The organism is Saezia sanguinis, from assembly GCF_003991585.1.
In the GTDB taxonomy this organism is placed as follows: domain Bacteria; phylum Pseudomonadota; class Gammaproteobacteria; order Burkholderiales; family Burkholderiaceae_C; genus Saezia; species Saezia sanguinis.
Genome location: NZ_PQSP01000001.1, coordinates 594,285 through 617,453, shown reverse-complemented (window position 1 = coordinate 617,453; position 23,169 = coordinate 594,285). Strand labels below are relative to the sequence as shown.

The 23,169-nt window shown below is 52.7% G+C and carries 15 protein-coding genes, 1 other RNA gene, 2 pseudogenes and 1 CRISPR repeat array; of the genes and pseudogenes, 9 read left to right on the top strand and 9 right to left on the bottom strand.

The window, feature by feature from the left end; genetic code table 11:
* Positions 1-941: 941 nt before the first annotated feature.
* Both CUZ56_RS16450 and CUZ56_RS02790 read right to left on the bottom strand, forming a co-directional pair.
* Positions 942-1,682: pseudogene (locus tag CUZ56_RS16450) on the bottom strand (tyrosine-type recombinase/integrase).
* A gap of 233 nt (positions 1,683-1,915) precedes the next feature.
* The gene (locus CUZ56_RS02790; RefSeq protein ID WP_338056643.1) at positions 1,916-2,290 is read right to left on the bottom strand and encodes a tyrosine-type recombinase/integrase; all 375 of its coding nucleotides are present in this window, start codon (positions 2,288-2,290) and stop codon (positions 1,916-1,918) included.
* 68 nt (positions 2,291-2,358) lie between these two features.
* On the opposite strand from CUZ56_RS02790, the pseudogene CUZ56_RS15665 reads away from it, so the two are divergent.
* The 3 genes and pseudogenes from CUZ56_RS15665 to CUZ56_RS02780 all read left to right on the top strand — a co-directional run.
* Positions 2,359-3,329: pseudogene (locus CUZ56_RS15665) on the top strand (terminase large subunit domain-containing protein); the annotation flags it as partial.
* 66 nt (positions 3,330-3,395) lie between these two features.
* The gene (locus CUZ56_RS16255) at positions 3,396-4,007 is read left to right on the top strand and encodes a phage terminase large subunit family protein (RefSeq protein ID WP_338056642.1); all 612 of its coding nucleotides are present in this window, start codon (positions 3,396-3,398) and stop codon (positions 4,005-4,007) included.
* 2 nt (positions 4,008-4,009) lie between these two features.
* Positions 4,010-5,155 (top strand): phage portal protein, encoded by a 1,146-nt coding sequence (locus tag CUZ56_RS02780; protein WP_126977985.1) that lies wholly within the window; start codon positions 4,010-4,012, stop codon positions 5,153-5,155.
* A 421-nt stretch (positions 5,156-5,576) separates the two neighbouring features.
* On the opposite strand, the gene CUZ56_RS02775 is transcribed toward CUZ56_RS02780, so the two are convergent.
* From CUZ56_RS02775 to ompA, 7 genes are all read right to left on the bottom strand, one after another.
* Positions 5,577-6,416, bottom strand: a complete 840-nt coding sequence (locus CUZ56_RS02775) for a BRO-N domain-containing protein (RefSeq protein ID WP_204250798.1) — start codon at positions 6,414-6,416, stop codon at positions 5,577-5,579.
* Positions 6,417-6,466: 50 nt separating this feature from the next.
* The gene (locus tag CUZ56_RS02770; RefSeq protein WP_126977983.1) at positions 6,467-6,715 is read right to left on the bottom strand and encodes a hypothetical protein; all 249 of its coding nucleotides are present in this window, start codon (positions 6,713-6,715) and stop codon (positions 6,467-6,469) included.
* A gap of 243 nt (positions 6,716-6,958) precedes the next feature.
* A CRISPR array of direct repeats spans positions 6,959-7,258; the repeat unit is 36 nt; unit sequence GCTCCGGTTACCTCTCAAATCAGAGGTTACTGGACC.
* Between the two features lie 71 nt (positions 7,259-7,329).
* Complete coding sequence (locus CUZ56_RS02765; RefSeq protein ID WP_126977981.1) at positions 7,330-10,536, bottom strand: hypothetical protein; 3,207 nt, start codon at positions 10,534-10,536, stop codon at positions 7,330-7,332.
* Positions 10,537-11,499: 963 nt separating this feature from the next.
* Positions 11,500-11,863, bottom strand: a transfer-messenger RNA (tmRNA) gene (gene ssrA, locus CUZ56_RS02760).
* A gap of 19 nt (positions 11,864-11,882) precedes the next feature.
* Positions 11,883-12,536, bottom strand: coding sequence for an HAD family hydrolase (locus CUZ56_RS02755; RefSeq protein ID WP_126977979.1), 654 nt, complete (start codon positions 12,534-12,536; stop codon positions 11,883-11,885).
* 26 nt (positions 12,537-12,562) lie between these two features.
* Positions 12,563-13,276: a bifunctional 2-polyprenyl-6-hydroxyphenol methylase/3-demethylubiquinol 3-O-methyltransferase UbiG gene (gene ubiG / locus CUZ56_RS02750; protein WP_126977977.1), complete on the bottom strand. Its 714-nt coding sequence runs from the start codon at positions 13,274-13,276 to the stop codon at positions 12,563-12,565.
* A 205-nt stretch (positions 13,277-13,481) separates the two neighbouring features.
* Positions 13,482-14,093, bottom strand: a complete 612-nt coding sequence (gene ompA / locus CUZ56_RS02745) for an outer membrane protein OmpA (protein ID WP_126977975.1) — start codon at positions 14,091-14,093, stop codon at positions 13,482-13,484.
* Positions 14,094-14,329: 236 nt separating this feature from the next.
* Between ompA and gyrA the strand changes: the two genes are divergently transcribed.
* The 6 genes from gyrA (at position 14,330) to CUZ56_RS02715 (ending at position 22,980) form a co-directional block, all read left to right on the top strand.
* Positions 14,330-16,987 (top strand): DNA gyrase subunit A, encoded by a 2,658-nt coding sequence (gene gyrA, locus CUZ56_RS02740; protein ID WP_126977973.1) that lies wholly within the window; start codon positions 14,330-14,332, stop codon positions 16,985-16,987.
* A gap of 105 nt (positions 16,988-17,092) precedes the next feature.
* On the top strand, positions 17,093-17,638 hold the full coding sequence (locus CUZ56_RS02735; protein WP_162615232.1) for a DUF2059 domain-containing protein: 546 nt from the start codon (positions 17,093-17,095) through the stop codon (positions 17,636-17,638).
* A 117-nt stretch (positions 17,639-17,755) separates the two neighbouring features.
* The gene (serC, locus tag CUZ56_RS02730) at positions 17,756-18,892 is read left to right on the top strand and encodes a 3-phosphoserine/phosphohydroxythreonine transaminase (RefSeq protein ID WP_126977969.1); all 1,137 of its coding nucleotides are present in this window, start codon (positions 17,756-17,758) and stop codon (positions 18,890-18,892) included.
* The gene (gene pheA / locus CUZ56_RS02725) at positions 18,885-19,976 is read left to right on the top strand and encodes a prephenate dehydratase (RefSeq protein WP_126977967.1); all 1,092 of its coding nucleotides are present in this window, start codon (positions 18,885-18,887) and stop codon (positions 19,974-19,976) included. Before serC ends, pheA begins: the two co-directional genes overlap by 8 nt.
* A complete protein-coding gene (locus CUZ56_RS02720) occupies positions 19,973-20,944 on the top strand; it encodes a prephenate dehydrogenase (RefSeq protein WP_338056638.1) in 972 nt (323 codons plus the stop codon). Before pheA ends, CUZ56_RS02720 begins: the two co-directional genes overlap by 4 nt.
* Before the next feature lie 26 nt (positions 20,945-20,970).
* Positions 20,971-22,980, top strand: coding sequence for a bifunctional 3-phosphoshikimate 1-carboxyvinyltransferase/cytidylate kinase (locus CUZ56_RS02715; RefSeq protein WP_126977965.1), 2,010 nt, complete (start codon positions 20,971-20,973; stop codon positions 22,978-22,980).
* Positions 22,981-23,169: the final 189 nt, after the last annotated feature.

Genomic DNA, 23,169 nt, shown 5'->3' with positions numbered 1-23,169 from the left:
AGCCATCGGTATCGGTCAAATAACTCCTTGAAAAAAATGCTGTTTACTCAATGTGGTTTGTGATTGAGCAGAGCAGACCCATGGTTAAAAAATAGTGTCACATTCTTAGAGGCGGCCTAATTAGCTGAATCCATAAGATAAACACGCAGTGGATGAACGGCGTCACTTTCTCGTTTGCAACGTTAAAGTGACGCCTTGGTGCTGTTTGAACGGATGCCAAAGGTCATGGCAAGTACCGCTTTGAGCATGCAAAGGATGGCAGCAGATGCCGCCTTGTTGAGGACAAGGTGTGTATGTGTTCTGAGCGCGATGGCTCAGATTGCGTTTGAGCTTGCAGCAGGCAAGCTGATGACAGATGGCTTTCGCCGCCTGTCATCTCTTCTCTGTACAGTAACGCGTATTGCGTGACGAACAATATGCCGGGTTGCCCCTGGCTGGGTTGAAATAGACTCCGCCTGTATGGGTACAGGTTGCACGCGTAGTTGGAGTCGGGGCGTGCGGGCATGGTCATCTGATCTTGAAAGGTCAGACGGGAGGTTCAAGACCATCCTCCTCTGGGTTCCCCTTGCGGGGCAGCAGTGCTCTGCGAGCACGAACATGGGTTCATTGTGTATGAATTTCCGCAGCGTGTCCATAGCTGAAACCCGCTGATTTGCAGCAAAAACGGCAAGTGAACAACCACAAACAGTGGCGGACAGAAATTTTTTGAGCGGCTGTTGCATCCATGCCATTTCTGGTTCCTCTAATAGTTCAAGAACAAGCAAAAAACGTTCTTGTCCTCGAGCTATTAGAGGGTGATAAATGGGATGGTCAGCGCTGACTTGAGCGCCATCATATCGATGTTTCGAGTTACTTAATGCGTAGTGCCAGTTTTCAACTCGCCAAGATAATCCGCCCAACGTTGCATCATGACACGACGCTCTTTGATAAATTTTGTCCGGTTATAGTTCGCCAGGACGAACAAAGACCAGTGGTGCAAGCTGTAAAGCAGTTTTGACAATCAATGTACCTGTAAAGCGGTCAATCGTGCGAAGTAGAGCTGCGACTGCTGAAGGCTCAGTGATTGACGGAAAATGTTTTTCTCGAACAGGGGGAAGTGCCCCACGTAAATCACTGGCGATATCATGCTCCGCACGGCCGGTAGCAATGGCATATCTGAATATTTGGCCGCAGTTTTGCATGGCCCTATGAGCTGTTTCAAGCCGTCCCCGGTTTTCTATTTTTTGGATAACAGATAACAATTCAGGGGCTTTAATGAGATGAATGGGTTGCTAACCAAGCCAAGGAAATATATCGCGTTCAAGTCTGCGGATGATTTTTTCAGAATGTGTTGGTGCCCATGTTGGCTTGAGTTTTAAAAACCATTCACGTGCGACGTTCTCGAAAGAGTTTTCCTGTATCTCCGTCAATGCCTGTCTGGATTGTTTTCGGTATTCACTTGGATTAATGCCTTCAACGACCTGTCTGCTAATCTCATCTCTGCGGTCACGTGCCATTTTCAGCGAGACCTCAGGATAGACACCCAGCGAAAGTGTCTTGTCTTTGCCATCGAAGCGATAGTCTTGTCGCCACCATCTTTTGCCGCTTGGCTGAACAAGAAGATAGAGCCCACTACCGTCCGGCAAACGATAGGGTTTGCTCAAAGGTTTTGCATGCTTGATTGCCGTATCAGTCAGAACCATTCCAGTAACTCCTTTTTCAGAATAGTATGTTACTGGAAATTCTACTGGAAAAAAACGTGGCTTCAGGCGAACAACGGCAAACATCCGCGAACAGATTTTTATGCAATCCATTGATTTTATGAACGTTAACGAACGTCGGTGAACAAGGTAATGGTGGAGCCGGGGGGAATTGAACCCTTGACCGCTCTTATGTGAAAGTGGGAAAAACTCCCACGGAATCAAACACATGCATTTTATGTGCTGTGGGTGTTTTCCTGCTGGTGTGAAATTGGTGTGAATTTCCCGGCCTGCTTAAAGTTCTCGTGTATCCACTTGCCATATATTTTAAAAATCATTTCAACGTCTGCATGGCCCATCTGAGTAACCAGCCAGAAAGGGTTAGCGCCGGCCGTTAAAAGCGTGCTGGCGTATGTGTGGCGGCATTGGTAGGGGTTACGGTATCTAATGCCTGCGCGCTTGATTAAGGGCACCCATAGCGTTTTCCGGAGCTGCGATTCGGTTGTCCAGGGCTGGCAGGTTGCCGGGTTTATCCAGGTGCGCAGTGTATCGCCATAAATTCGGCGCTGTGCTTGCAGCGCATGTATGGCCTTTTCTGACAGTTCGACGATGCGCTCGCCGGCAGCGGTTTTAGGTTTCTTGGATATCTTCTCTGCTCATTCCAAGCAATTGCCGCACCGTGCAGACATGGAAAGCGTTGGAAGCTTGGGACAAGGCCGCACCGCTGGATAGGTTACAGGGCTCGTTAGAGCTGCGCCTGGCGATTCTCTACGCCAAAGACCCCAAAACCGGCGGCGATTTTAAAGAGATTGATTTATTAGGCCGGCAGGTTGAGCGCTTTGCGCGGGTAGGGCACTACCAGCAAAGCGGCAAAGCCTCGGACCTCAACCCCAATTTAAACGCGCGCAATGAGGTGGCACACCGCCCGGGCCGGCGTAAAAACTGGTTCAATGAAAAGCAAATAGACAAAATCCGGGAAGCGTTCACAGCGGCCAATTTTGACTATCAGCGCCGCTGGTATGAAATGCGCAACCAGCGCACCCGCATGATTTTAAAAAGCCGGCAGATTGGGGCCACCTGGTACTTCGCACGCGAAGCGCTGCTCGATGCGATTGATACCGGGCGCAATCAGTTGTTTCTCTCTGCCAGCAAACGGCAATCGCTGGTGTTCAGGGGGTATATTCTCGAGCTCGCGCAAAGTGCGGCCGATGTGAAACTGACCGGCGAAAATATCGTACTTGGCAACGGTGCCGAGCTGACTTTTTTAGGCACCAATTACCGCACCGCGCAAGGCTATCACGGCAATCTGTACTTTGATGAATTTTTTTGGGTGAACCAGTTTGAAAAAATCAACAAAGTGGCGCGCGCCATGTCAACGCAGAAGGTCTACCGCAAAACCTACACCAGCACCCCGAGCGCGCAAAGTCATGAGGCCTACCCTTGTGGACCGGGGAAGCGTACAACAAAAAGCGCACGCCGGAACAACGCGCGGTCATTGATTTAAGCGATGCGGCATTGCGCGCCGGCGTGCTGGGTGGCGACAAAATCTGGCGCAACAAAGTAACCATCTTTGACGCTGAGGCCGGCGGCTGCGATCTGTTCGATATTGATGAGCTGCGCGACGAAAACAGCCCCGATGAATTTGCCAACCTGTACGAATGCGAGTTCATTGACGATAGCCTGTCGGTGTTCAGTTTTGCCGAGCTCAAACGCGCGATGATTGACGCCGACGTGGAGTGGAGTGACTACCGGCGCTACAGCGAGCGGCCCTTTGCCAATATGCCGGTATGGGTGGGGCAGGATGCGAGCTTAGGCGGGGATAATTCATCTATTGCCGTCGTCGCTCCACCTGCCGCACCTGGCGGTAAATTCCGGCTGTTAGAGCTGCTATCGATGCGCGGGGCCAATTACGAAACCCAGGCCGAAACGCTGCGGCGCATGACCCAAAAATACAACGTGCAGTATATGGCCTTGGATGTGACGGGCGGCCATGGCAGCGCCGTGCATGAGCTGGTGGTGAAGTTTTACCCGCGCGCCAAGGGGTTCACCTATGACGTGGATTTTAAAAGCCGCATGGTGCTCAAGGCGCAAAGCATATTTCACAAAAGCCGCTTTGAAATGGACGCCAGCGAAACCGATCTGGTGCGCGCGTTCCTCTCGATTCGCAAAACACTCACACACAGCCAGAAAAACCTGACTTTTGAAGCCAGCCGCAACAATCAAACCGGGCACGCGGACGCGGCCTGGGCGGTCATGCACACACTGATTAACGAACCGCTCGACGAAAAAACCGTCGGGCGCAAACGCTCATTCATGGGGATTTATTGAACATGGCAAACAACCGCAACCGCCGCAACGTTCGGCACACGCAACCCGCGCCGGTCCAGCACACAGCAAGCCACCAGGCCAAGGCCGATTTCTTCACGTTCGGGGACCCCGAGCCGGTACTCGAAGGAATGCGCGGCATCTGGAATTATGTGGCGTGCGGGGACAATGGCAAATGGTTTGAGCCGCCCGTTTCGTTTGAAGGCCTGGCGCGCTCGTTTCGTGCCAATCCGCACCATGAAACCGCGTTACGCTTTAAACGCGATGTGCTGGTGCGTTCACTCATGCCACACCCCCTGTTGGATGAGGAAACATTCAGCGGCATGGCGCTCGATTATCTGATCTTTGGCAATGCTTACCTTGAGCGCCGGCAATCCAGAACCGGCCGATTGCTTGAGCTCAATCACCCGCTCGCGAAGTTCATGCGCCGCGCCTCTGATCTGGAAAACTTTGTTTATCTGCAATACGGCACTGGCACGCCCTGGCTGCGCTCGTCTATCTATGAGCCGCACGCGTTCGAGCCCGGCAGTGTGTTCATGCTGCGCGAGCCCGATATTAACCAGGAGATTTACGGGTTGCCGGGGTACCTAAGCGCGCTGCAAAGCGTGTGGCTCAATGAGGAAGCCACACTTTTCAGGCGCAAGTATTACAAAAACGGCAGCCACGCTGGCTTCATTTTGTACGCGACCGATGAAACGCTCGAAGATGCCGACATTGAAGCGCTGAAACAAAAGCTACAGGAAAGCAAGGGCCCGGGCAATTTCCGCAACCTGTTCCTGTATGCCCCGAAAGGTAAAAAGGACGGTTTGCAGTTAATCCCGGTGGGTGAGGTGGCGGCAAAAGATGAGTTCAGCAACATTAAAAACATCAGCCGCGACGACATCCTGGTCCCGCACCGCGTACCGCCGCAACTGCTTGGCATTGTGCCGCAAAACTCGGGCGGGTTTGGCAGCATTAAGGATGCCGCGCAGGTGTTCTTGACGCTTGAAATTATGCCGATACAAAACCGCATGAAAGCCATCAATAAGTGGCTGGGCGTTGAGGTGGTGCGGTTTATTGATGTGCAGGACTACATCGGCCAGCTGGGCAGTTTCAGCCAAAGCAGCGGCGACAAGCTGGCCGACGCGCTCAAAGAGGCGATGGCCTCGTAATTGACAGCAGTTCATGGACCCGTTGCCTCTCGAATCAGAGGTGACTGGACCGACAACAAAGGAAATCCCCATTTTATTCAGGCTCCGGTTACCTCTCAAATCAGAGGCTAATGGACCAGCAGAGCTATCCAAGGATAAGGCAAGACTGCTCCGGTTGCCTCTCAAATCAGAGGCTACTGGACCTTCATTTTCCTACCATGCTCGTTCATTTTCGCTCCGGTTACCTCTCAAATCAGAGGCTACTGGACCGGCAGAAAAATCATTGCCAGCGTGGCCTATGCTCCGGTTACCTCTCAAATCAGAGGCTACTGGACCAGGGTTGCTGTAAGCATTTGTTTCATTGTACGGTTTTGTGTTGTGCGCATGTTCAAAATGGTTGTCTGCCCATGGTTTTTTGAGGAGATATTCATGATCTCATCCTTTAAAGGGCAGGGCGCTCAAAAACATAACAACTCACGCTTTTGTTTTCAATGCGACTGGTCACAGGTTTATGGTCAACAAACCTGGGCGACTTGCTTTGTCGCAAAGTACTCCTGAGATCTGAATAATTTGGCGCTTTGATCTGGTGGTGTGCGGCTTCGCGCACAAACCCTTTGAGACTGATGGCAATAAAATCCGGGTTTGGGGAGTGGTTGACTTTTACGCCTAACGCTTGCAGTGCATCGTACACTGCCCAGAACTGCACTACAGCCTCTGGAACATCAGGGGCATCACTTCCTATTTCTTCAAGGGCGGGCGGTTCAATGTCAATTTCTTGTGAGATACCCTTAAGCTGGTTGTACAGATACTGTCTGATTTCTTTGTTGGTTTCAGCCTTGAGGGTTTTGATGAGTTTCCAGCTATGCTGCTGCAGGCCCATGAGGCGGTAACTGAGTTGCACCTTCTCTGAAGCTTTGGGGCCGATATAAGCTCCCGTTTTGCGGATAGCGGGCAACACTTCGCTGGTGACCCACTTTTTAAACCGTTTGGCCTCGGGTTTGCGGCTGTTAAAAATAGCGCTGTATAAGCCAGACTCATTGATCGTTAATAATTCCTGGATAACTGGTCCATATTCACCATGCTGATTCAAGGAGGGGGTACTCACTTTATGAGTACCCTTTTCATCATCGTCAAGAATGCGAACTAAGTTACTGGCATCTCGATAGTCCAATACTTTTGCAATATCTGTGGCTGCAAACCACGGATTATTATCTTGTATGACAACGCGCACGGCGTTGCTCTCAAAGTCAAAAGGAATGATGTTTTCCATTCTTTCGCCCATATCGATCTCCTGCCCTGTATTACAGGTGTAAATTGGCTGCTTGTCAATGCTTAAAAGCGCATGTCATTGAGGTCGCCGCTGGCCTGGCTCAGTATGTCGCTTAAGGGTTTAAGCAGGGTGTGCACCGATTCGGGGTGGATCAGGTTGTTTTGCGACTGCCACAGCAGTTCCAGCAGCGCTTCAAGCCCGCAGTCAACCTGGCAGACCAGTTCGCGGATTTCAGGCAGCGAGAGCAGGGGGCGCCCGTATTCAGTGGTTGAGGGCGTGGTGATGCGGTGCGCTGAGTTCTGAGTACTCATGGTGACTCCTTGTTGCATTTTGATGTTTGCCCCTTTTGAGAGGGCGGCCGGGAGCTCAAAACCGCAACAAGTCGGCGGGCGTATTCCCTGTTATTCACAGGTCTTGTATTAGCCGCACACCCGGCCATAAAACTTTATGGACGTAAAAAATCCACGCTATCGGGCGCGGGCCATCCGCTTGTTGCAAAGGTGTTTTGAGCACCTGGAGTAAGGATAAACGAAAACCAGCCGGAATGCAAATGGGATCCCGTTGCCTCTCAAATCAGAGGTGACTGGACCTCAAACTAAAAAGTACCAGATCACATACACGCTCCGGTTACCTCTCAAATCAGAGGCTACTGGACCCTCACCCTCAATGGTGCCCAGTCTGCCAAAGCTCCGGTTACCTCTCAAGTCAGAGGTGACTGGACCCCTGAGCGGCCTTTTTTATTGAAGAAATCAGCTCCGGTTACCTCTCAAATCAGAGGTTACTGGACCGGATTTACTCAATGAGCATATACGGTTGCTGCTCCGGTTACCTCTCAAATCAGAGGTTACTGGACCAGGGTTGCTGTAAGCATTTGTTTCATTGTACGGTTTTGTGTTGTGCGCATGTTCAAAATGGTTGCGATGCCTCATGGTTTGGGGGTAACGGTGAAACTTTCCAGATAATTGAGCTGGTCTTTGCCGATGTCGTCGACCTTTATTTCTGCATGTTGCGGCAGTATCTGGCTGAGCGCGATTTCCCACTGCTGACCTTTCAGGCTGCCTGGCATGGCGTCGTGCAGCGCGATGTTGCGCAGGTAGTTGATGGCTTTGATGTGTTCCTGAGATAGCCCTGCCTGATTGGCAATCAGGTGGAATGGCACATAGTTTTCGTTTTTGCTGAGTTGCTGTTGTTCGAGTTCTTTTTTCTGGCGTGGGCGTTGCTGGTAGAACTGTTGTTCAAACGTCAGTATGGCTTGCACAATGTGGTGGTAGTGGCCTTGGTAGCGTGCGATGAGCTCAGGAATCCGGCTGCTGGGGATGTGGTCGTTGTTGGTGTGGTGCAGCGCCAGTGCGCGGCCGAGTTTTTGCTGGGACCAGGTGAACCAGCGCCGGGTGCTTTGGTGGCTGTCAGAGAGTTGCAGGTAAAGGGTTTTGTCCTGCCCGCAGGGGTCGGTGCCTTGCAGTTCAACTTCGGGCGTGGCAAGCGAGAGCGCGTTGACTGCCGTGCCTTGCGGCAAGGTGATGTCGGCTTGTTGCGCGAGCCGCTCGGCCATGATGAGGCAGAGTTTGTCGTGGGTGTGCCAGTCGTTGAGGGTTTTGACGGTGTGTTTCCACTGTTTTTTTTCGTCTGGCGCCAGTGCACTCAGTTTTTGGGTGGCGGCCATTTTGCCAGCCAGCTTCGGGTGGCGTTTTTCGGGGTTGTAAAAGTCTGGCAGGAGTGTGAGTGACGTCGGGTATTCGCGGATGGTTTGGGCCAGGTTGGTGTAGGTGGTTTCTTGCGTGCTGTTGCCTATGCGCTGCGGCTGGGTGGTGCGTTGGCCCAGCGCTTGCTGGATGAAGCTTGCCGGGATGACGCTGTAGTGCTGCGCGTTGTGCAGCGCGGCCTGCAAGCCGGCGGCGGGTTTGCCGCTGGCGGTTTGGGCAGACTCTTGCAGGCTGAGCTGGAGCTCGGCCGCAATTTGTTTGAGGCGTGTTTCATTTTCTTCATTGGGTTGTGTCTGGCGTTGCAGTTCTCTTTGCAGCGCAATGAGCTGGCGCTGTTGCCGGTGCAGGACGTCGGCACAGAGTTTGCCCAGGCTGACGACGCTTTCGCGGCGGTCTATTGTGCTGGTGGAGATGCAGCTTTCCCAGATGGGGTGGGTTTTGTTGCCGGTGACGAGGTCTGCGGGGTATTTGTCGTGGATGTAGTGCCAGAATTCACCTTTGTTGGAGAGCGCCTGGGCCGGGCGTTGTGGACTGTTGCCAACTGAGGGCTGGGCCAGTTGCTTGAGGTAGCGGAAGTCGGTTGGAGTGATGCCTTTGTATTGCAGCAGGAGTTTTTGCAGGTGGACAAATTCGTGCCGGGTGACGAGTGCGCGCCCCTCTTTGTTGAGGCAGGCGATGAAGTCGTGCAGGATTTCGTGCACCTGTTCGTGCCGTGGCAGGTTGTGTTTGTATTCGGTTGCAGAGCCGCGTGTTGCTGTGGCGGGCTGCTCGCGGTCGCGTGCGATGAGCAGGCGGACACGGTCTAGACGGGCTTGGACACGTGCCTGCAGGCGCTGCAGCAGGGTGGGCGCTGTGCCGGTGATGTGGTGCTGAATTTGCGCCGGGTAGTGTTTTTGCAGCTCGGTGTGGTCTGCGCTGGGGGTCTGGCCTTGTTGCAGTGGCTTGAGGCTGGCCTGGTAGCGGGTAAGCCAATCGTACATGGCTTGCAGAATGGTTGATTGGACGCTGGGTTGGGTTGTTGCGGTGCTTGAGGACTGCGTGAGTACGGTGTAGGCGAGGTTGATGAAGTCGCGCAGGCGCAGCACGCCCTCAACGCGTGGTGCGGCGGCATCTGCCGGGTTGGCCAGCGAGATGCGCAGGTTGCCGTCGAGCATGTCGTAAACGAAGCGGCGGCCGGGCTCAAGGCCGGTGTTACGGCCGTACTGGTCATTGCGGGTGTTTTTGCTGCGGATGCCCTGTTGCTGTTGCTCGGGGTCGGGGTTGGCCTGGGCGATGCTGCGGCCTGGCTCGTTGACCCACAGCGAGGTGCTGCCGTCTGCGTCGGTTTGCTGGCGCTGGTAGTGGCCCCAGAAGTGCAGCCCGGTCAGCAGGTGCAGCGCATCAAGCACCGTGTGCAGGTAGGCGCGGATTTTGTCTTGGCTGCGAAATTGCGGCGTGGTGGTGGGGTACTCTCCTGCAGGCAGTTTCGCGAGCTGCTGGCGCCAGTCGGCCAGTGCTTCTTGGCCAGCGGCGGATTCGACCGGGGGCAGTGTAAGGTAGCCGATGAGTTCGCGGCACAGCATGCCGGTGGCGTCGAGCTGGGTTTCGGAGTAGCCGTCGCGGCGGCTGAAGTAGGTGAATAGGCGCCGTGTGCGGCGTTTAAGGGCGTGTGGCGGCTGCGCGATGTGTTGCAGCAGGCGCTCGGTTTGGCTGCGTGGCAGCAGCAGGCTGAGCAAAAAGACCACACCCCAGGGCTGCTGGAGACGGTAGGTTGCTGCCGGTGGTGTTGATGCAGAGGAAGCAGAGCCTGAAACGTTAGGGGCTTGCTTGACTTCGATCAGGGGGGCAGGGGGGACAGCATTGAGGCTGGTGCGTGCTTCGTCGTAGAGTTTTTGCAGAAAATGGCAAAACTGCGGCTTGGCGGTAAGGTCAAACGGGTCGCCCATGCGGCTCATGTGGCTGTAGTAGTTGCGCAGGGTGTTGAGCTGCACCAGCAGTTCGGCCATGAGGAGCTGTTTGACGGCGTCGGTTTTGTAGATCTGGCGGTCATTGGGCAGGGTGAGGACAATACTTTCCCAGAGCGTTTGCAGTTCGTTGGCGTAAGGCAGCAGTGCATTGGTTGGGCTAGGGCTTTGCAGTGCCTGTTTAAGCGGGTTGATGACTTTGCTATCGTAATTGGAGTGTGCCTGAAAGATGCCTTTGATGCGGCTTTCAGCAATGTTGGCCGCAATAGCCAGTGCCGCGGTTTGGGGGAGTTCTTCTTTCCAGGGCTGGGAGGAGGACTTTGCAGGGCTTCTGGGGTCGCTGTTGTTTGAAGGGCGCGCACTGTAAGGTTTTTGAGGCGAGGCTGAGTGGGATGTTTGTTTGATCAGGCCTGCAGCTTGTGGAGATTGGGAAAGTTGCTGGAGCTGCTCGGCCATTTGCGAGCGTTGAGGTGCGTTGCGTTTCATGATCGCCCTTTGGAAGGAAACAGGATTGAGATAGACCCCCTGTATGCTTGTACTACTTATGCCAGAGGGCAATAAAACAAATATGATAGCACCGCAGCCCAAGAGAACCACCTGATAGCCTAGAGCATGCGGGGAATTTGGGCTGCCATGCAGTTTCACCCCTTGGCGCGTCGTTGCTACCCCGCCGCCCCCCCGGTCTAAACCTATCGAAATTGGCGGCGCTGTCGAAGTGGGTCGCGGCGTGCTGTGTTCAGGCTTTGCGCCGGGTTTGGTGTTGGGAAAAAGTGACGGGATTTGACGGACAATGACGGGTTTTGACAGGTAAGGGCAGCAGGGGGAATCTGTACCAGGCATGGGGTGAAGTGAATGCCAGGAATAGGGGGGTGTTCGGGAACAGGGTAACTTGAAAATTTTTTGCTGTTTTTAATATGTAACATGTTGATTTACAACTATTTTTTTAATTACCTTGATGGGGGCATTTAGGGTATTTTTTTATTACCTTTTTTAATTATTGTTTAAAATCAATAGGTTATAAATAGGGTTGAGTACCTTGTTATACAGTCATTAAGTTACCTTTATATTACCTAAATAATACCTTTTGTAAAAACTCTGAAACCCGCATCAGTAAATGATTTCAAGCCGATTTCATTGATTCAATACTAAAAATACCCTTTTCCCGAGCACCGCCAAATTTTAGAAAACTGTTATTTTTAGGGGCAGTTTTACCCTGTGAGTTTGAGCTCCGGGCAACAACCAGGTCAGCGCCGACGGCCTGTGTACGGTACACGCTGCACGACGTTTGTTCCAGGTGTCAACGGGTCTGGCCATGCCGGCATCTTGAATAGTTGATCGTTTTAGTGGGCAGTGTGAATTCGGTGTGAATCCGTAGACAAGTCCAGACAACCCCTAAAAGCTAAGTGGTTGATTTATATACTGTCAGGAGTTGTCAGGACTGGTTATGATTGGTGGAGCCGGGGGGAATTGAACCCCCGTCCGCAAGCCATATTCAGGCAGTTCTACATGCTTAGTGGAATGTTTTAATTCTCGCGACTGGAGCGGGCACCCACACCCTCTCTTTGCCGCCAGTTACTTAAGTCTCGTTTGCTGTTGAGTAACCCAACGGCAAACCAGTCAATGTAGTATTAACCCACAGGCCTTGCGGCCCCAGCCCATTGGCAAACTGTTGTGAGTCTCGCTAGTCAATTAAGCAGCGAGTGCAAAACGTTCGTCGTTTGCAATTACTTTTTTTCCAGTGGTTTTACGAGCGGACTGGTGCTCGGCATGCCCCGCTCTGCTTCCGCACTCACGTCGAAACCAGGTCGGCCCCATAGAAGCTATATTGTAGCTTAATTCAGGAGTTTCAAGATGGCGGCCGGTTTTTCAACGATGTAATCGGCATTCCATGTGGTGTAGTCGCTATTAGCGCCGAGGTAACCCCAGGTGGCAGCGGCTGTGAGCATGTTGGCTGCATTGCCTGATTGTATGTCGCGCAGGTCATCCCCAACATACAGGCATGTTTCGGGCGGTAGGTGGAGTTGTTTTGCGGCTTCCAGCACAGGGGTCGGGTGTGGTTTCATATGGGGCGTTGTGTCGCCGGCAATGACGGTCTGGGCGCTTTGAGCCCATGTCGCCTGTTTGATAAAGGGCAGGGTGAAGCGTTCCATTTTGTTGGTGACGATTCCCCAGGGTATATGCCGTGCGGTTAATTCGAGCAGCATAGCCGCAATGCCATCAAACGGGTGTGTTGATTGGGTCATGCGGATTTCGTAATTGCGGAAAAATTCTTCCCGCATGGTTTCGTAGTCAGTATCTTGTGGCGTCATGCCAAAAGCGACTTCCAGCATGCCGCGTGCGCCGGCACCGGCCAGTGGCCGGTATTTTGCTAAAGGGTAGGAGGGAAGGCCGCGGTCGGTTCGCATCTGGTCAGCAGCAGCACCCAGATCAGGAGCGCTGTCTACCAGTGTGCCGTCCAGGTCAAATAATACTGCTTTTATGGGCATGACAAGAATGGCGATGGATACGGATTTTAAACACGCCGGAATGCCTGCATGTAGTTGATGTCGGCATTGGCGGTGAGTTTGGCTTTATGTGTGAATGGGTTGTATTCGACACCCGTGGCTTGGGCCAGTTCAAGCCCAGCATGACGGCCCATACGCGCAAGCTCGCTGGGACGGATAAAGCGGGCGTATTCATGTGTACCGCGGGGAAGCAGGTTCATGATGTACTCGGCACCGACAATCGCCAGTAAAAAGGATTTGGGGTTTTTGTTAAGGGTCGACAGGAATACCCAGCCTCCGGGTTTGACCAGTTGGGCCAAGGCGTTGATGACGGATTGCGGGTCTGGAACATGTTCCAGCATTTCCATGCAGGTCACTGTGTCGTATTGCCCGGGTTGTTCTGCGGCCAGGTCTTCCACGGCAATTTGCCGGTATTGGATCTGCGGGGTTTGGGCTTCCAGTGCGTGTAACTGAGCTACTTGCAGAGCTTTTTCTGCCAGGTCGATTCCTAATACGTGAGCCCCGCGACGCGCCATGGCATCGCTCAAAATACCGCCGCCACAGCCAACATCCAGTATTTTTTTGCCTTTGATTGGTGCCTGGGCATCTATCCATTGCAGGCGTACCGGGTTTAAGTCATGCAGGGGGCGGAATTCTCCTTCAGGCTCCCACCAGCGGTGGGCCAAATCGGAGAATTTTTCTATTTCTGACGGGTCGACATTGTGTGTTGTTGTGGTTGTCATTTCAAACGCGTTGTAAAGTTTTTATAACAAAGTAGGTGTTTATTTTAGGGCTTTATTGTTTTGTATGTGGCGTATTCGCAAAATGGGCAAAGCAGTTGCGGTGTTATGAAAAGCGGGGTTTTATTGTGATGGCTGCCATATGAAAAAACCCCGCCGAAGCGGGGTTTTTGTAACCGGTCGTTTTGAAAAACGATAGGTCAAAGGATTAGCGCATTACTGTGCCGATCACTTCGATTTCTACACGACGGTTCTGTGCACGGCCTTCGCGGGTAGCGTTGGTTGCAACAGGCTGTGTTTCGCCCTTGCCTTCAACGAAAATGCGGTTAGCCGGAACACCCTTGCTGACCAGGTAAGCTTTCACAGCTTCAGCACGGCGCAGGGAGAGCTTCATGTTGTAAGCTTCCGGACCGGTAGAGTCGGTGTGGCCCACAGTGATGACGGTTTCCAGGTTGACGTTACCAATACGGCGAACCAGTTCGTCCAGCACTTCTTTGCCGGCAGGTTTCAGCACGGCTTTGTCGAAGTCAAACAGGGTATCAGCAGAGTAGCTGACACGCTGGCTGGTTGCACCAGGCTGTGGTTGTGGCTGTGCTTGAGTGACAGGGCCTTCAGGAGTCACTGCGCCATCGCAGTTAGGATTGGCAGTTGCAGGTGTCCAGAAGGGATTGCGCCAGCACAGTGTACCGTCGCCAGTACGCCATGTCGTGCCATCAACATTCAACCAGTTGTTTTCATTGGACTGGGCAAATACACTGCCAGCTGACAGAGCCAGTGTTGCAGATGCAACCAGCATTGCCACTTTGTTCAGTTTCTTCATAATTTTCCTCTCGTGATATATCACTAACCAGATTATCTAGATTGCAGTCTATCTTCACAGCGTTAAGCTCATTGGCATTGCCAACGCCGATGTTCCGATTGTGCCATAGCTATTTTATAGTTGCTGTTACTATTCATAGGAATAATACATTCGAATCAGGTTATAGTGTTGTTTACCTGCAACGAGCAGTTCAATTTACAATAGCCCGTAACCGTTTGTTTTTTAAATAAAGCTTTATGACCTCTTTTGCTAAAGAAACTCTTCCAGTCAGCCTGGAAGAAGAGATGCGTCGTTCGTATCTGGATTACGCCATGAGCGTGATTGTAGGCCGTGCTCTGCCTGATGCGCGCGATGGTTTGAAACCTGTGCATCGGCGTGTGTTGTATTCCATGCATGAGCAGAATAATGACTGGAACCGCCCGTTCAGAAAGTCGGCCCGTATCGTGGGGGATGTCATGGGGAAATATCACCCTCATGGCGATGTTGCTATTTATGACACTGTTGTACGAATGGCACAGCCGTTTTCTCTGCGCCATATGCTGATTGATGGGCAGGGGAATTTTGGCTCTGTCGATGGCGACAGTGCCGCAGCCATGCGTTATACCGAAGTGCGACTGACCAAGATAGCGCACGAAATGCTGGCCGATATTGATAAGGAAACGGTCGACTTTACGCCGAACTACGATGGTTCTGAGCAGGAGCCTTCGGTTCTGCCGGCTCGGCTGCCTAATCTGCTGGTGAACGGTTCGGCCGGGATTGCGGTGGGCATGGCGACCAATATTCCGCCGCACAACCTCAATGAGGTGGTGAGTGCCTGTCTGCACCTGCTGCATAACCCTGAGGCTTCTCTGGATGAGCTGATGGAGATTATCCCGGCGCCGGATTTCCCGACCGCAGGTATTATTTATGGCATGTCGGGTGTGCGTGAAGGGTATCGTACCGGGCGTGGCCGTGTGATCATGCGTGCCAAGTGCCATTTTGAAGATATCGACAGGGGGCAGCGCCAGGCCATTATCGTCGACGAAATCCCGTACCAGGTGAATAAAAAGAGTCTGCTGGAGCGGATTGCCGAACTGGTTCACGAGAAGAAGATTGAGGGCATCAGCCATATTCAGGATGAGTCGGACAAGTCCGGCATGCGCGTGGTGATTGAGCTCAAACGCGGTGAAGTGCCGGAAGTGGTGCTCAATAACCTGTACAAGCAAACGCAGTTGCAGGATTCGTTTGGCATCAACATGGTGGCATTGGTGAACGGGCAGCCCAAACTGTGCAACCTGAAGGATCTGCTGGAGATTTTCCTGCGGCACCGGCGCGAAGTGGTCACACGCCGCACCATTTATGAGCTGCGTAAAGCCCGCGAACGGGGGCACGTGCTGGAAGGTCTGGCGGTTGCGTTGGCCAATATTGATGAATTTATTGCCATTATCCGTAATGCGCCAACGCCTCCTGTGGCGAAGGAAGAGTTACTGGCCCGCAGTTGGGACAGTTCTCTGGTGCGTGAGATGCTGACGCGCGCGACGGCGGATGGCGGCAAGATCAATGCCGATGATTTCCGTCCGGAAGGGCTTGAAAAGCAGTATGGCTTGCAGTCAGATGGGCTGTACAGGCTGTCTGAAGTGCAGGCGTATGAAATTCTGCAAATGCGCCTGCAGCGCCTGACCGGGCTGGAGCAGGACAAGATTGTTGGGGAATATAAGGATGTCATGGCGCAGATCACTGATCTGCTGGATATTCTGGCAACGCCTGAGCGTGTGACAACGATCATTGCCGATGAGTTGCAGGTTCTGGTTGATGAATACGGCAAAACCAAACTGGCGCAGCGCCGCAGCGTGGTTGAGCACAATGCCCAGGAGTTGGGCACGGAAGACTTGATTACACCAACCGATATGGTGGTGACCTTGTCACACACCGGTTATATCAAGAGCCAGGCACTGTCTGAATATCGTGCGCAAAAACGCGGTGGACGCGGTAAGCAGGCGACCCAGATGAAAGAAGATGACTGGATTGACCAGTTGTTTATCGCCAATACGCACGATTATATTTTGTGCTTCTCCAACCGTGGTCGGCTGTACTGGCTGAAGGTTTGGGAAGTGCCGCAGGGGTCGCGCAATTCGCGCGGCAAACCCATCGTCAATATGTTCCCGTTGCAGGAGGATGAAAAGATCACGGTGGTGCTGCCGCTGACCGGGGAGTTCCGCAGTTTCCCGGCAGATCATTTTGTTTTCATGGCAACGTCACATGGAACGGTGAAAAAGACATCGCTGGATGAATTCAGCAATCCGCGTAAAGCCGGTATCATTGCTGTGGGGCTGGATGATGGGGACTACCTGATTGGCGCAGCGTTAACGGATGGACAGCACGATGTGATGCTGTTCAGCGATGCCGGCAAGGCAGTGCGTTTTGACGAAAATGATGTACGCCCCATGGGCCGTAATGCCCGAGGTGTACGCGGTATGAATCTGGAAGATGGGCAGAACGTGATTGCACTGCTGGTGGCTGGCGATGAATCGCAAAGCGTATTGACCGCCACGGAAAACGGCTATGGCAAGCGGACCTCTATTTCCGAATATACACGTCATGGACGCGGAACCAAGGGCATGATCGCGATTCAAACCAGTGAGCGTAATGGACACGTGGTTGCTGCCACATTGGTCGAGCCAAACGATGAAATTATGCTGATTACGGATACAGGCGTGCTGGTGCGCACCAGGGTATCGGAAATACGCGAAATGGGCCGCGCCACACAGGGCGTGACACTGATTTCGCTGGATGATGGTGCCAAATTGACCGGCCTGCAGCGTATTGTGGAAAATGATGCCAATGAGAGCGCGCAGGACGACGATGAGGCATCAGAAGATGATGTGCTGCCGGACGAAGGCGCGCCTGAATTGTGATCTGATTGATAATGTGTGGTTGAAATGAGCCGGTTGCCGGTTCAATGTGAGAGTTTTCGCAGGCAATCTGGCTTTTTTAATAAACAAAGCAAGAAAGAGATTGAAATGAAAAAATGGATTCAAGCTTCATCGCTGGCCTTCATGCTGGCGGTTGCGCCTCTGTCTTTTGCCCAAACGCCCAGTGCAGCCAGCCTGGATCTGGCGCGCCAGATGGTTGAATTGCAGCGTGGCCCGGAACAGGATGCGCTGCTGGTGGATTTGGCCAATGGTTTATCGACACGGCTAAGTGTCAAATGGGCTGAGCGTATTGTTCAGGGCGTACCGCAGGAAAAGCGGGCGCAGATTACAGATAAGCTGGATGCAGAACTGGACATTTTTTACAACGATGTACTCAAAATTTTGCGTGCTGAGTCTCCCAAGGTAGAGTCGGATTATCTGGTGATGCAGTATGCACAGCAATTTACGGAAAGCGAATTAAAAGAACTGGTCGCTTTGTTCAATTCACCCGCTTTCAAGAAGTATCAGGAATTGTCTCCCAAGCTGGCTGAGGGTTATGTCAGCAGGCTGGTGGAAAATTCCCGCATTGCCATTCAGGACCGGCAGGGGGCACTTGATGCCAAGGCTTCGACGATTGTTAATTCTGCAAAATAACAAAAACGCTGAAAAAGCGCAGAGGCAGACACCACAGGGTTAAATCCGGTGTTTGCCTCTTGTCTGGTTGATTCAGTTGCGGCTGAATGAACAGTAGAAAACCCACATGAATAAATTATGAAGTTGAATACCGCAACAGAAAACCGTTTAGCTGATCGACCTTTTAACTTTTCTCCCGGGCCGGCAGCATTGCCTGAGTCGGTGCTGGCACAGGCCAGTGCTGAAATGCTCAACTGGCACGGCAGTGGCGTCAGTGTCATGGAGATGAGCCACAGGGGAAAAGAATTTATTTCCATTTATGAGCAGGCGCAACAGAGTTTGCGCGAGCTGCTGAATGTGCCGCCTCATTTTAAAATTCTGTTTTTGCAAGGTGGTGGGCTGGGTGAAAATGCGGCAATTCCTTTAAATCTTTCACAAGGGAAAGCGGCTGATTTTGTGGTTACGGGCGCGTGGTCGCAAAAGTCCGCCAAAGAGGCCGCCAAATACTGCAAAGCGACGGTGGTTGCCGATGCTGAAAAATCTTTGGGTGGGTTTTATGGCGTGCCTTCATCTGATAGCTGGCAGATCAGCAGTGAAGCGCAATACCTGCATATTTGCAGCAATGAAACGATTCATGGTGTTGAGTTTCAGCAGTTACCTGATCTGGATGCCATTGCCGGGCGCGACCTGCCTTTGGTTGCGGATGCTTCTTCGCATATTCTGTCGCGCACGGTGGATTGGGCACGTGTGGGGGTGATGTTTGCAGGGGCACAGAAAAATATTGGTCCGGCCGGTCTGACACTGGTGTTTGTGCGGGAAGATTTGTTGGGGCGGGCGTTGGAGATTTGCCCGTCAGTGATGAATTATCAGGTAATGGCGCAGACGGACTCCATGTTTAATACGCCGCCTACGTATGCGATCTATATTGCCGGGCTGGTGTTTCAGTGGATCAAAGCGCAGGGCGGCATTGCAGAGATGGAGCGCCGTGCAATTGAAAAATCAAAGTTGTTATACCAGTGTATTGATGCGTCTGACGGTTTTTATATCAACCGGGTCGCTGTGGACAGCCGTTCACGGATGAATGTGACATTTTTCCTGAAAAACGAAAATTTGAATGACCTGTTTTTGACCAATGCCAAAGAACGGGGGCTGATTAATCTGAAGGGGCACAAGAGTGTAGGTGGAATGCGGGCGAGCATTTATAATGCGGTTCCAGTGGAAGGGGCATATGCTCTGGCAGACTATATGAAGTCATTTGCACAACAGCATGGATAATCAAATACCTCAACTCAGATATGAAATAGATGAACTGGACCGGCAACTGCTGGATCTGCTGAACCGGCGTGCCCGGCTTGCACAGCAGATTGGTGAAATTAAAAAAGAGGTCTGTTCACCGGTTTTCCATCCGGAAAGAGAGGCGCAGGTCATCCAGTCGCTGGTAGCGGCCAATCAAGGGCCGCTCAGAGCACAGTCGATTGCACCGATCTGGCGTGAAATCATGTCGGCTTGTCGCTCGCTGGAGCAGGTGATTCGGGTGGCTTTTCTGGGACCGGTGGGGACTTTCAGTGAGCAGGCTGCTTTAGAGTATTTTGGCTCCAGCGCTGAATTTGAGGCCTGCCCGGATATTGATGCTATTTTTCGTGCGGTCAGTAATGAAAACTGTCGCTTTGGCATTGTGCCGATCGAAAACTCTACGGAAGGGGTGGTTACCCGTTCTCTGGATTTATTGCAGCAGGCTTCCTTGAAAATTGTGGGGGAAGTTGGCCTACGTATCCGGCACAATTTACTGTCGTTACAGGGCAAGCTGGATGAAATAGAAGTGATTTATGCGCATCCGCAGGCGCTGGCGCAATGCCAGAACTGGTTGACCGCGCATGTTCCCCAGGCCAGAAGGCAGGCAGTCTCTAGCAATGCCGAGGGGGCTCGTCTGGCTGCATCTGAGCCAATGGCTGCCGCTGTTTCCAGCGAGCGGGCGGCAGGTATTTTTGGCCTGCAAGTAGTTGCGCGCGGCATTCAGGATGCCAGTAACAACCGGACAAGATTCGTGGTTTTGGCTAATAATTCAGAGTTGCAGCCGGAGTTTTCAGATCAGGCTGCGGCGTGCACCAGTGTGGTGGTTTCGGTACCCAATAAGCCTGGGGCTGTTTATGATCTGCTGGCGCCGTTAAAAGCGCATGAGGTTTCTTTGACACGGTTTGAGTCGCGTCCGGCGCGTTCTGATCAGTGGGAATATTTCTTTTATATGGACATTGCAGGCCATATTGGGCAGCCAGCAGTTGCGCAGGCACTTCAGGATGTGCGTGAAATATGCTCATTTTATAAGCTGCTGGGAAGCTATATTGTGAGTCGGGAGTTATGATGTTCAACAGATTGGGAATTATTGGCTGTGGCTTGATTGGCTGTTCATTTGCGATGGCGGCCAAAAAGGCGGGTATTGTCGAACGGGTGATTGGCTACAGTAAATCACCGACGACCACTGAAAATGCCAAAGCCGCAGGTATTCTGGATGAAACCGCGCCATCGGCGCTACATGCCGTATCGGGCTCGGACATTGTTTTGATTGCAGTGCCGGTAGGTGCCATTCCGAAAATCTTTTCAGACATCGTGTCACTGATTGAACCTACGATGCTGGTGATGGATGTCGGCAGCACCAAACAGGATGTGATTGCAGCGGCACAAAAAACGCTGCATAAAAAAATTGCCAATTTTGTGCCGGCGCATCCCATTGCAGGCAAGGATATTGCCGGTTTTAGAGCTGCTGAGGCCAACCTGTTTGAAGACCATAAAGTGGTTTTGACTCCGCTGGAGGTGACACGCCAGGCGCAGTTGGATGATGCGATCAAAGTCTGGCGGGCACTGGGCTCCAAAGTGCAGATGATGACCCCCCAGGATCACGATGCGGCTTTTGCGGCGGTCAGCCATTTGCCGCATCTGATTGCATTTGGTTATATGAATGGGCTGATTTCGCAGGAAAAAGGCGAGCATTACATGTCGCTGGCTGGTGTGGGCTTCAGGGACTTTACCCGCATTGCAGCAGGCGATGCGACGCTCTGGCGCGATGTTTTCATGGCTAATAAGAGCGAGATGGAGTATCAGTTGGTTCATTTCAAAAAAGCGGTGGACTGTCTGGAAGCAGCAATCAAGGACAATGATCCTGTCGCTTTGCTGGACTTGATCCGCGCCGCTTCTGCTGCCCGTGCCGCATGGAGTGTGGGAGAGCGTGCCCCCATCATACCGATGACGCCACCCCCGGACGGTGCGACTGAAGAGCCCGCTGAAAAAGCAGGGTTCTGGGGCCGTATCCGGGATGCCTTGTCATCTAAATAAATAACCCCGAATACCTATTTTTGTGCATGGACCATATTGCCTATCTGGATCTCCCGCCACTTGAATCTGCTGGTGGGCAGGTAAAGGTTCCGGGTTCAAAAAGTATCTCCAACCGGGCGTTGCTGCTGGCAGGCCTGAGCGCCGGAAATACTGTTCTGACCGGGCTGCTGGATTCTGATGACACGCAGGTGATGTTGCAGGCACTCAGGCAATTGGGGTGCGGTATCGAGCTGGTGCATCCGGATCGTGTGGCGCAGGGCGTGCATGTGCACGGAATTGGTGGTGTATGGCGTTCGCAGCAGACTGTTGCATTGTTTCTGGGGAATGCCGGGACCGTGATGCGGCCTTTGACCGCCGTGCTGGCATTGCTCGGGGGCGATTTTGAGCTCAGCGGTGTTCCCCGCATGCATGAGCGGCCGATCAAGGATCTGGTTGAAGCGCTGCAGGCACTGGGCTGCCATATTGACTATACAGGTGTGGCGGGGTTTCCCCCGTTGCGCATTCATCCGGCTGAACTGAATGATGCACAACTGTCCCACCCGATTCAGGTAAAAGGCAATGTATCAAGTCAGTTTTTAAGCGCCTTGCTGATGGCATTGCCGCTGGTAGCGCGCACAGATATCACCATTGAAGTAATTGGGGAACTGATCTCCAAACCCTATATTGCAATCACGTTAAAGCTGCTGAAGGATTTTGGCATTCAGGTGCAGTCAGATGACAGCTTTCAGCGTTTTGTGATTCCTGCCGGTAGCAGGTACATGTCACCACAAAAGTATGCGGTGGAGGGCGATGCATCATCGGCTTCGTATTTTATTGCTGCCGGTGCCATTGCTGCATCAGCGCAGGCGCCGGTCATCATCGAAGGTGTTGGCGCCGCTTCTATCCAGGGTGATATCCGCTTTATAGAGGCTGCACGTGCCATGGGCGCTGTGGTGCATGCCAAAGAGGATTTCCTGGAGATTCACCGTGGCAGTTGGCCTTTAAAGGCCATTGATCTGGATTGCAACCATATACCTGATGCCGCAATGACGCTGGCGGTGATGGCGCTGTATGCCCAGGGGACAACCCGCCTGAGCAATATTGCCAGTTGGCGTGTGAAGGAAACAGATCGCCTGGATGCAATGGCTGCGGAGCTACGCAAGCTGGGTGCGCAGGTGGTGCTGGGGGATGATTTTATTGAGGTTTCGCCTCCAGTCCAGTGGCAAAAAGCGCAGATTGCCACTTATGACGATCACCGCATGGCGATGTGTTTTTCGCTGGCGGCATTCAATCAGGGACGTGTGCCGGTCAGGATACAGGATCCCGCATGTGTCAATAAAACCTATCCGGGGTATTTTGATGATTTTTTTGCCCTGAGCCATTGCCAGGTGCAGGATGTCCCGGTGATTGCCATAGACGGCCCGACCGCTTCCGGCAAAGGAACGCTGGCCAATGTGTTGGCGCAGCGCCTGGGGTTTCATTATCTGGACTCCGGGGCGCTTTACCGCGTCACAGCGTTAGCGGCCATGCGAAAAAATGTTTCGGCGGATGATATACCCGCACTGGCGGCTTTGGCCCAGAACCTGCCTGTGGCATTCCATTCGGGGCAGGTGTGGTATGAAGGTGACAATGTCACTGAAGCCATTCGCGCTGAAAAAGTTGGCATGCTGGCGTCTCGGATTGCGGCTTATCCTGCGGTTCGGGAAGCGCTTTTCGCTTTGCAGCGCGCATTCCGGCGCCTGCCTGGCCTGATTGCCGATGGCCGGGATATGGGAACGGTTGTGTTCCCGGACGCCGTTTTGAAGGTGTTTTTGACTGCAACAGCCGCTGCAAGGGCGCAAAGACGTTATAAGCAGTTGAATGAAAAGGGGATTTTCGCTAAAATAGACAACCTTCGCTCCGATTTGGAAGCGCGTGATGCACAGGATATGAACCGTGCTGTTGCGCCTTTGAAGCCGGCCGAAGGCGCTCATCTGCTCGATAACTCCGCATTGACGATAGAACAGTCGGTTCAACAGGTTTTATCCTGGTGGGAAAAATTACACCTTTTTGAGTAAGCAGTATGGTTTCAGGCAATGGTCCTGTGCTGATTCACAGTACAGCCCCTTTGCAGAGGCTACTTGTCTTTGGACAAGGGCTGCTACAGCTTTTAAGGGTGGAATGTCAGGCCTGAAAACGAATGCATGACAGTACATGCTTCGAGTTTTGGGAAGTTGTTTAACATTAACCTGCAGCGTTGCTGCATT

Bases quoted from the DNA above. Each gene is read 5' to 3' on its own strand.
- CUZ56_RS16255 (WP_338056642.1), top strand. From the start codon at position 3,396: ATGATTGACGCCGACGTGGAGTGGAGTGACTACCGGCGCTACAGCGAG.
- CUZ56_RS02780 (WP_126977985.1), top strand. From the start codon at position 4,010: ATGGCAAACAACCGCAACCGCCGCAACGTTCGGCACACGCAACCCGCG.
- CUZ56_RS02775 (WP_204250798.1), bottom strand. From the start codon at position 6,416: ATGGGCGAAAGAATGGAAAACATCATTCCTTTTGACTTTGAGAGCAAC.
- CUZ56_RS02770 (WP_126977983.1), bottom strand. From the start codon at position 6,715: ATGAGTACTCAGAACTCAGCGCACCGCATCACCACGCCCTCAACCACT.
- CUZ56_RS02765 (WP_126977981.1), bottom strand. From the start codon at position 10,536: ATGAAACGCAACGCACCTCAACGCTCGCAAATGGCCGAGCAGCTCCAG.
- CUZ56_RS02755 (WP_126977979.1), bottom strand. From the start codon at position 12,536: ATGCCCATAAAAGCAGTATTATTTGACCTGGACGGCACACTGGTAGAC.
- ubiG (WP_126977977.1), bottom strand. From the start codon at position 13,276: ATGACAACCACAACAACACACAATGTCGACCCGTCAGAAATAGAAAAA.
- ompA (WP_126977975.1), bottom strand. From the start codon at position 14,093: ATGAAGAAACTGAACAAAGTGGCAATGCTGGTTGCATCTGCAACACTG.
- gyrA (WP_126977973.1), top strand. From the start codon at position 14,330: ATGACCTCTTTTGCTAAAGAAACTCTTCCAGTCAGCCTGGAAGAAGAG.
- CUZ56_RS02735 (WP_162615232.1), top strand. From the start codon at position 17,093: ATGAAAAAATGGATTCAAGCTTCATCGCTGGCCTTCATGCTGGCGGTT.
- serC (WP_126977969.1), top strand. From the start codon at position 17,756: ATGAAGTTGAATACCGCAACAGAAAACCGTTTAGCTGATCGACCTTTT.
- pheA (WP_126977967.1), top strand. From the start codon at position 18,885: ATGGATAATCAAATACCTCAACTCAGATATGAAATAGATGAACTGGAC.
- CUZ56_RS02720 (WP_338056638.1), top strand. From the start codon at position 19,973: ATGATGTTCAACAGATTGGGAATTATTGGCTGTGGCTTGATTGGCTGT.
- CUZ56_RS02715 (WP_126977965.1), top strand. From the start codon at position 20,971: ATGGACCATATTGCCTATCTGGATCTCCCGCCACTTGAATCTGCTGGT.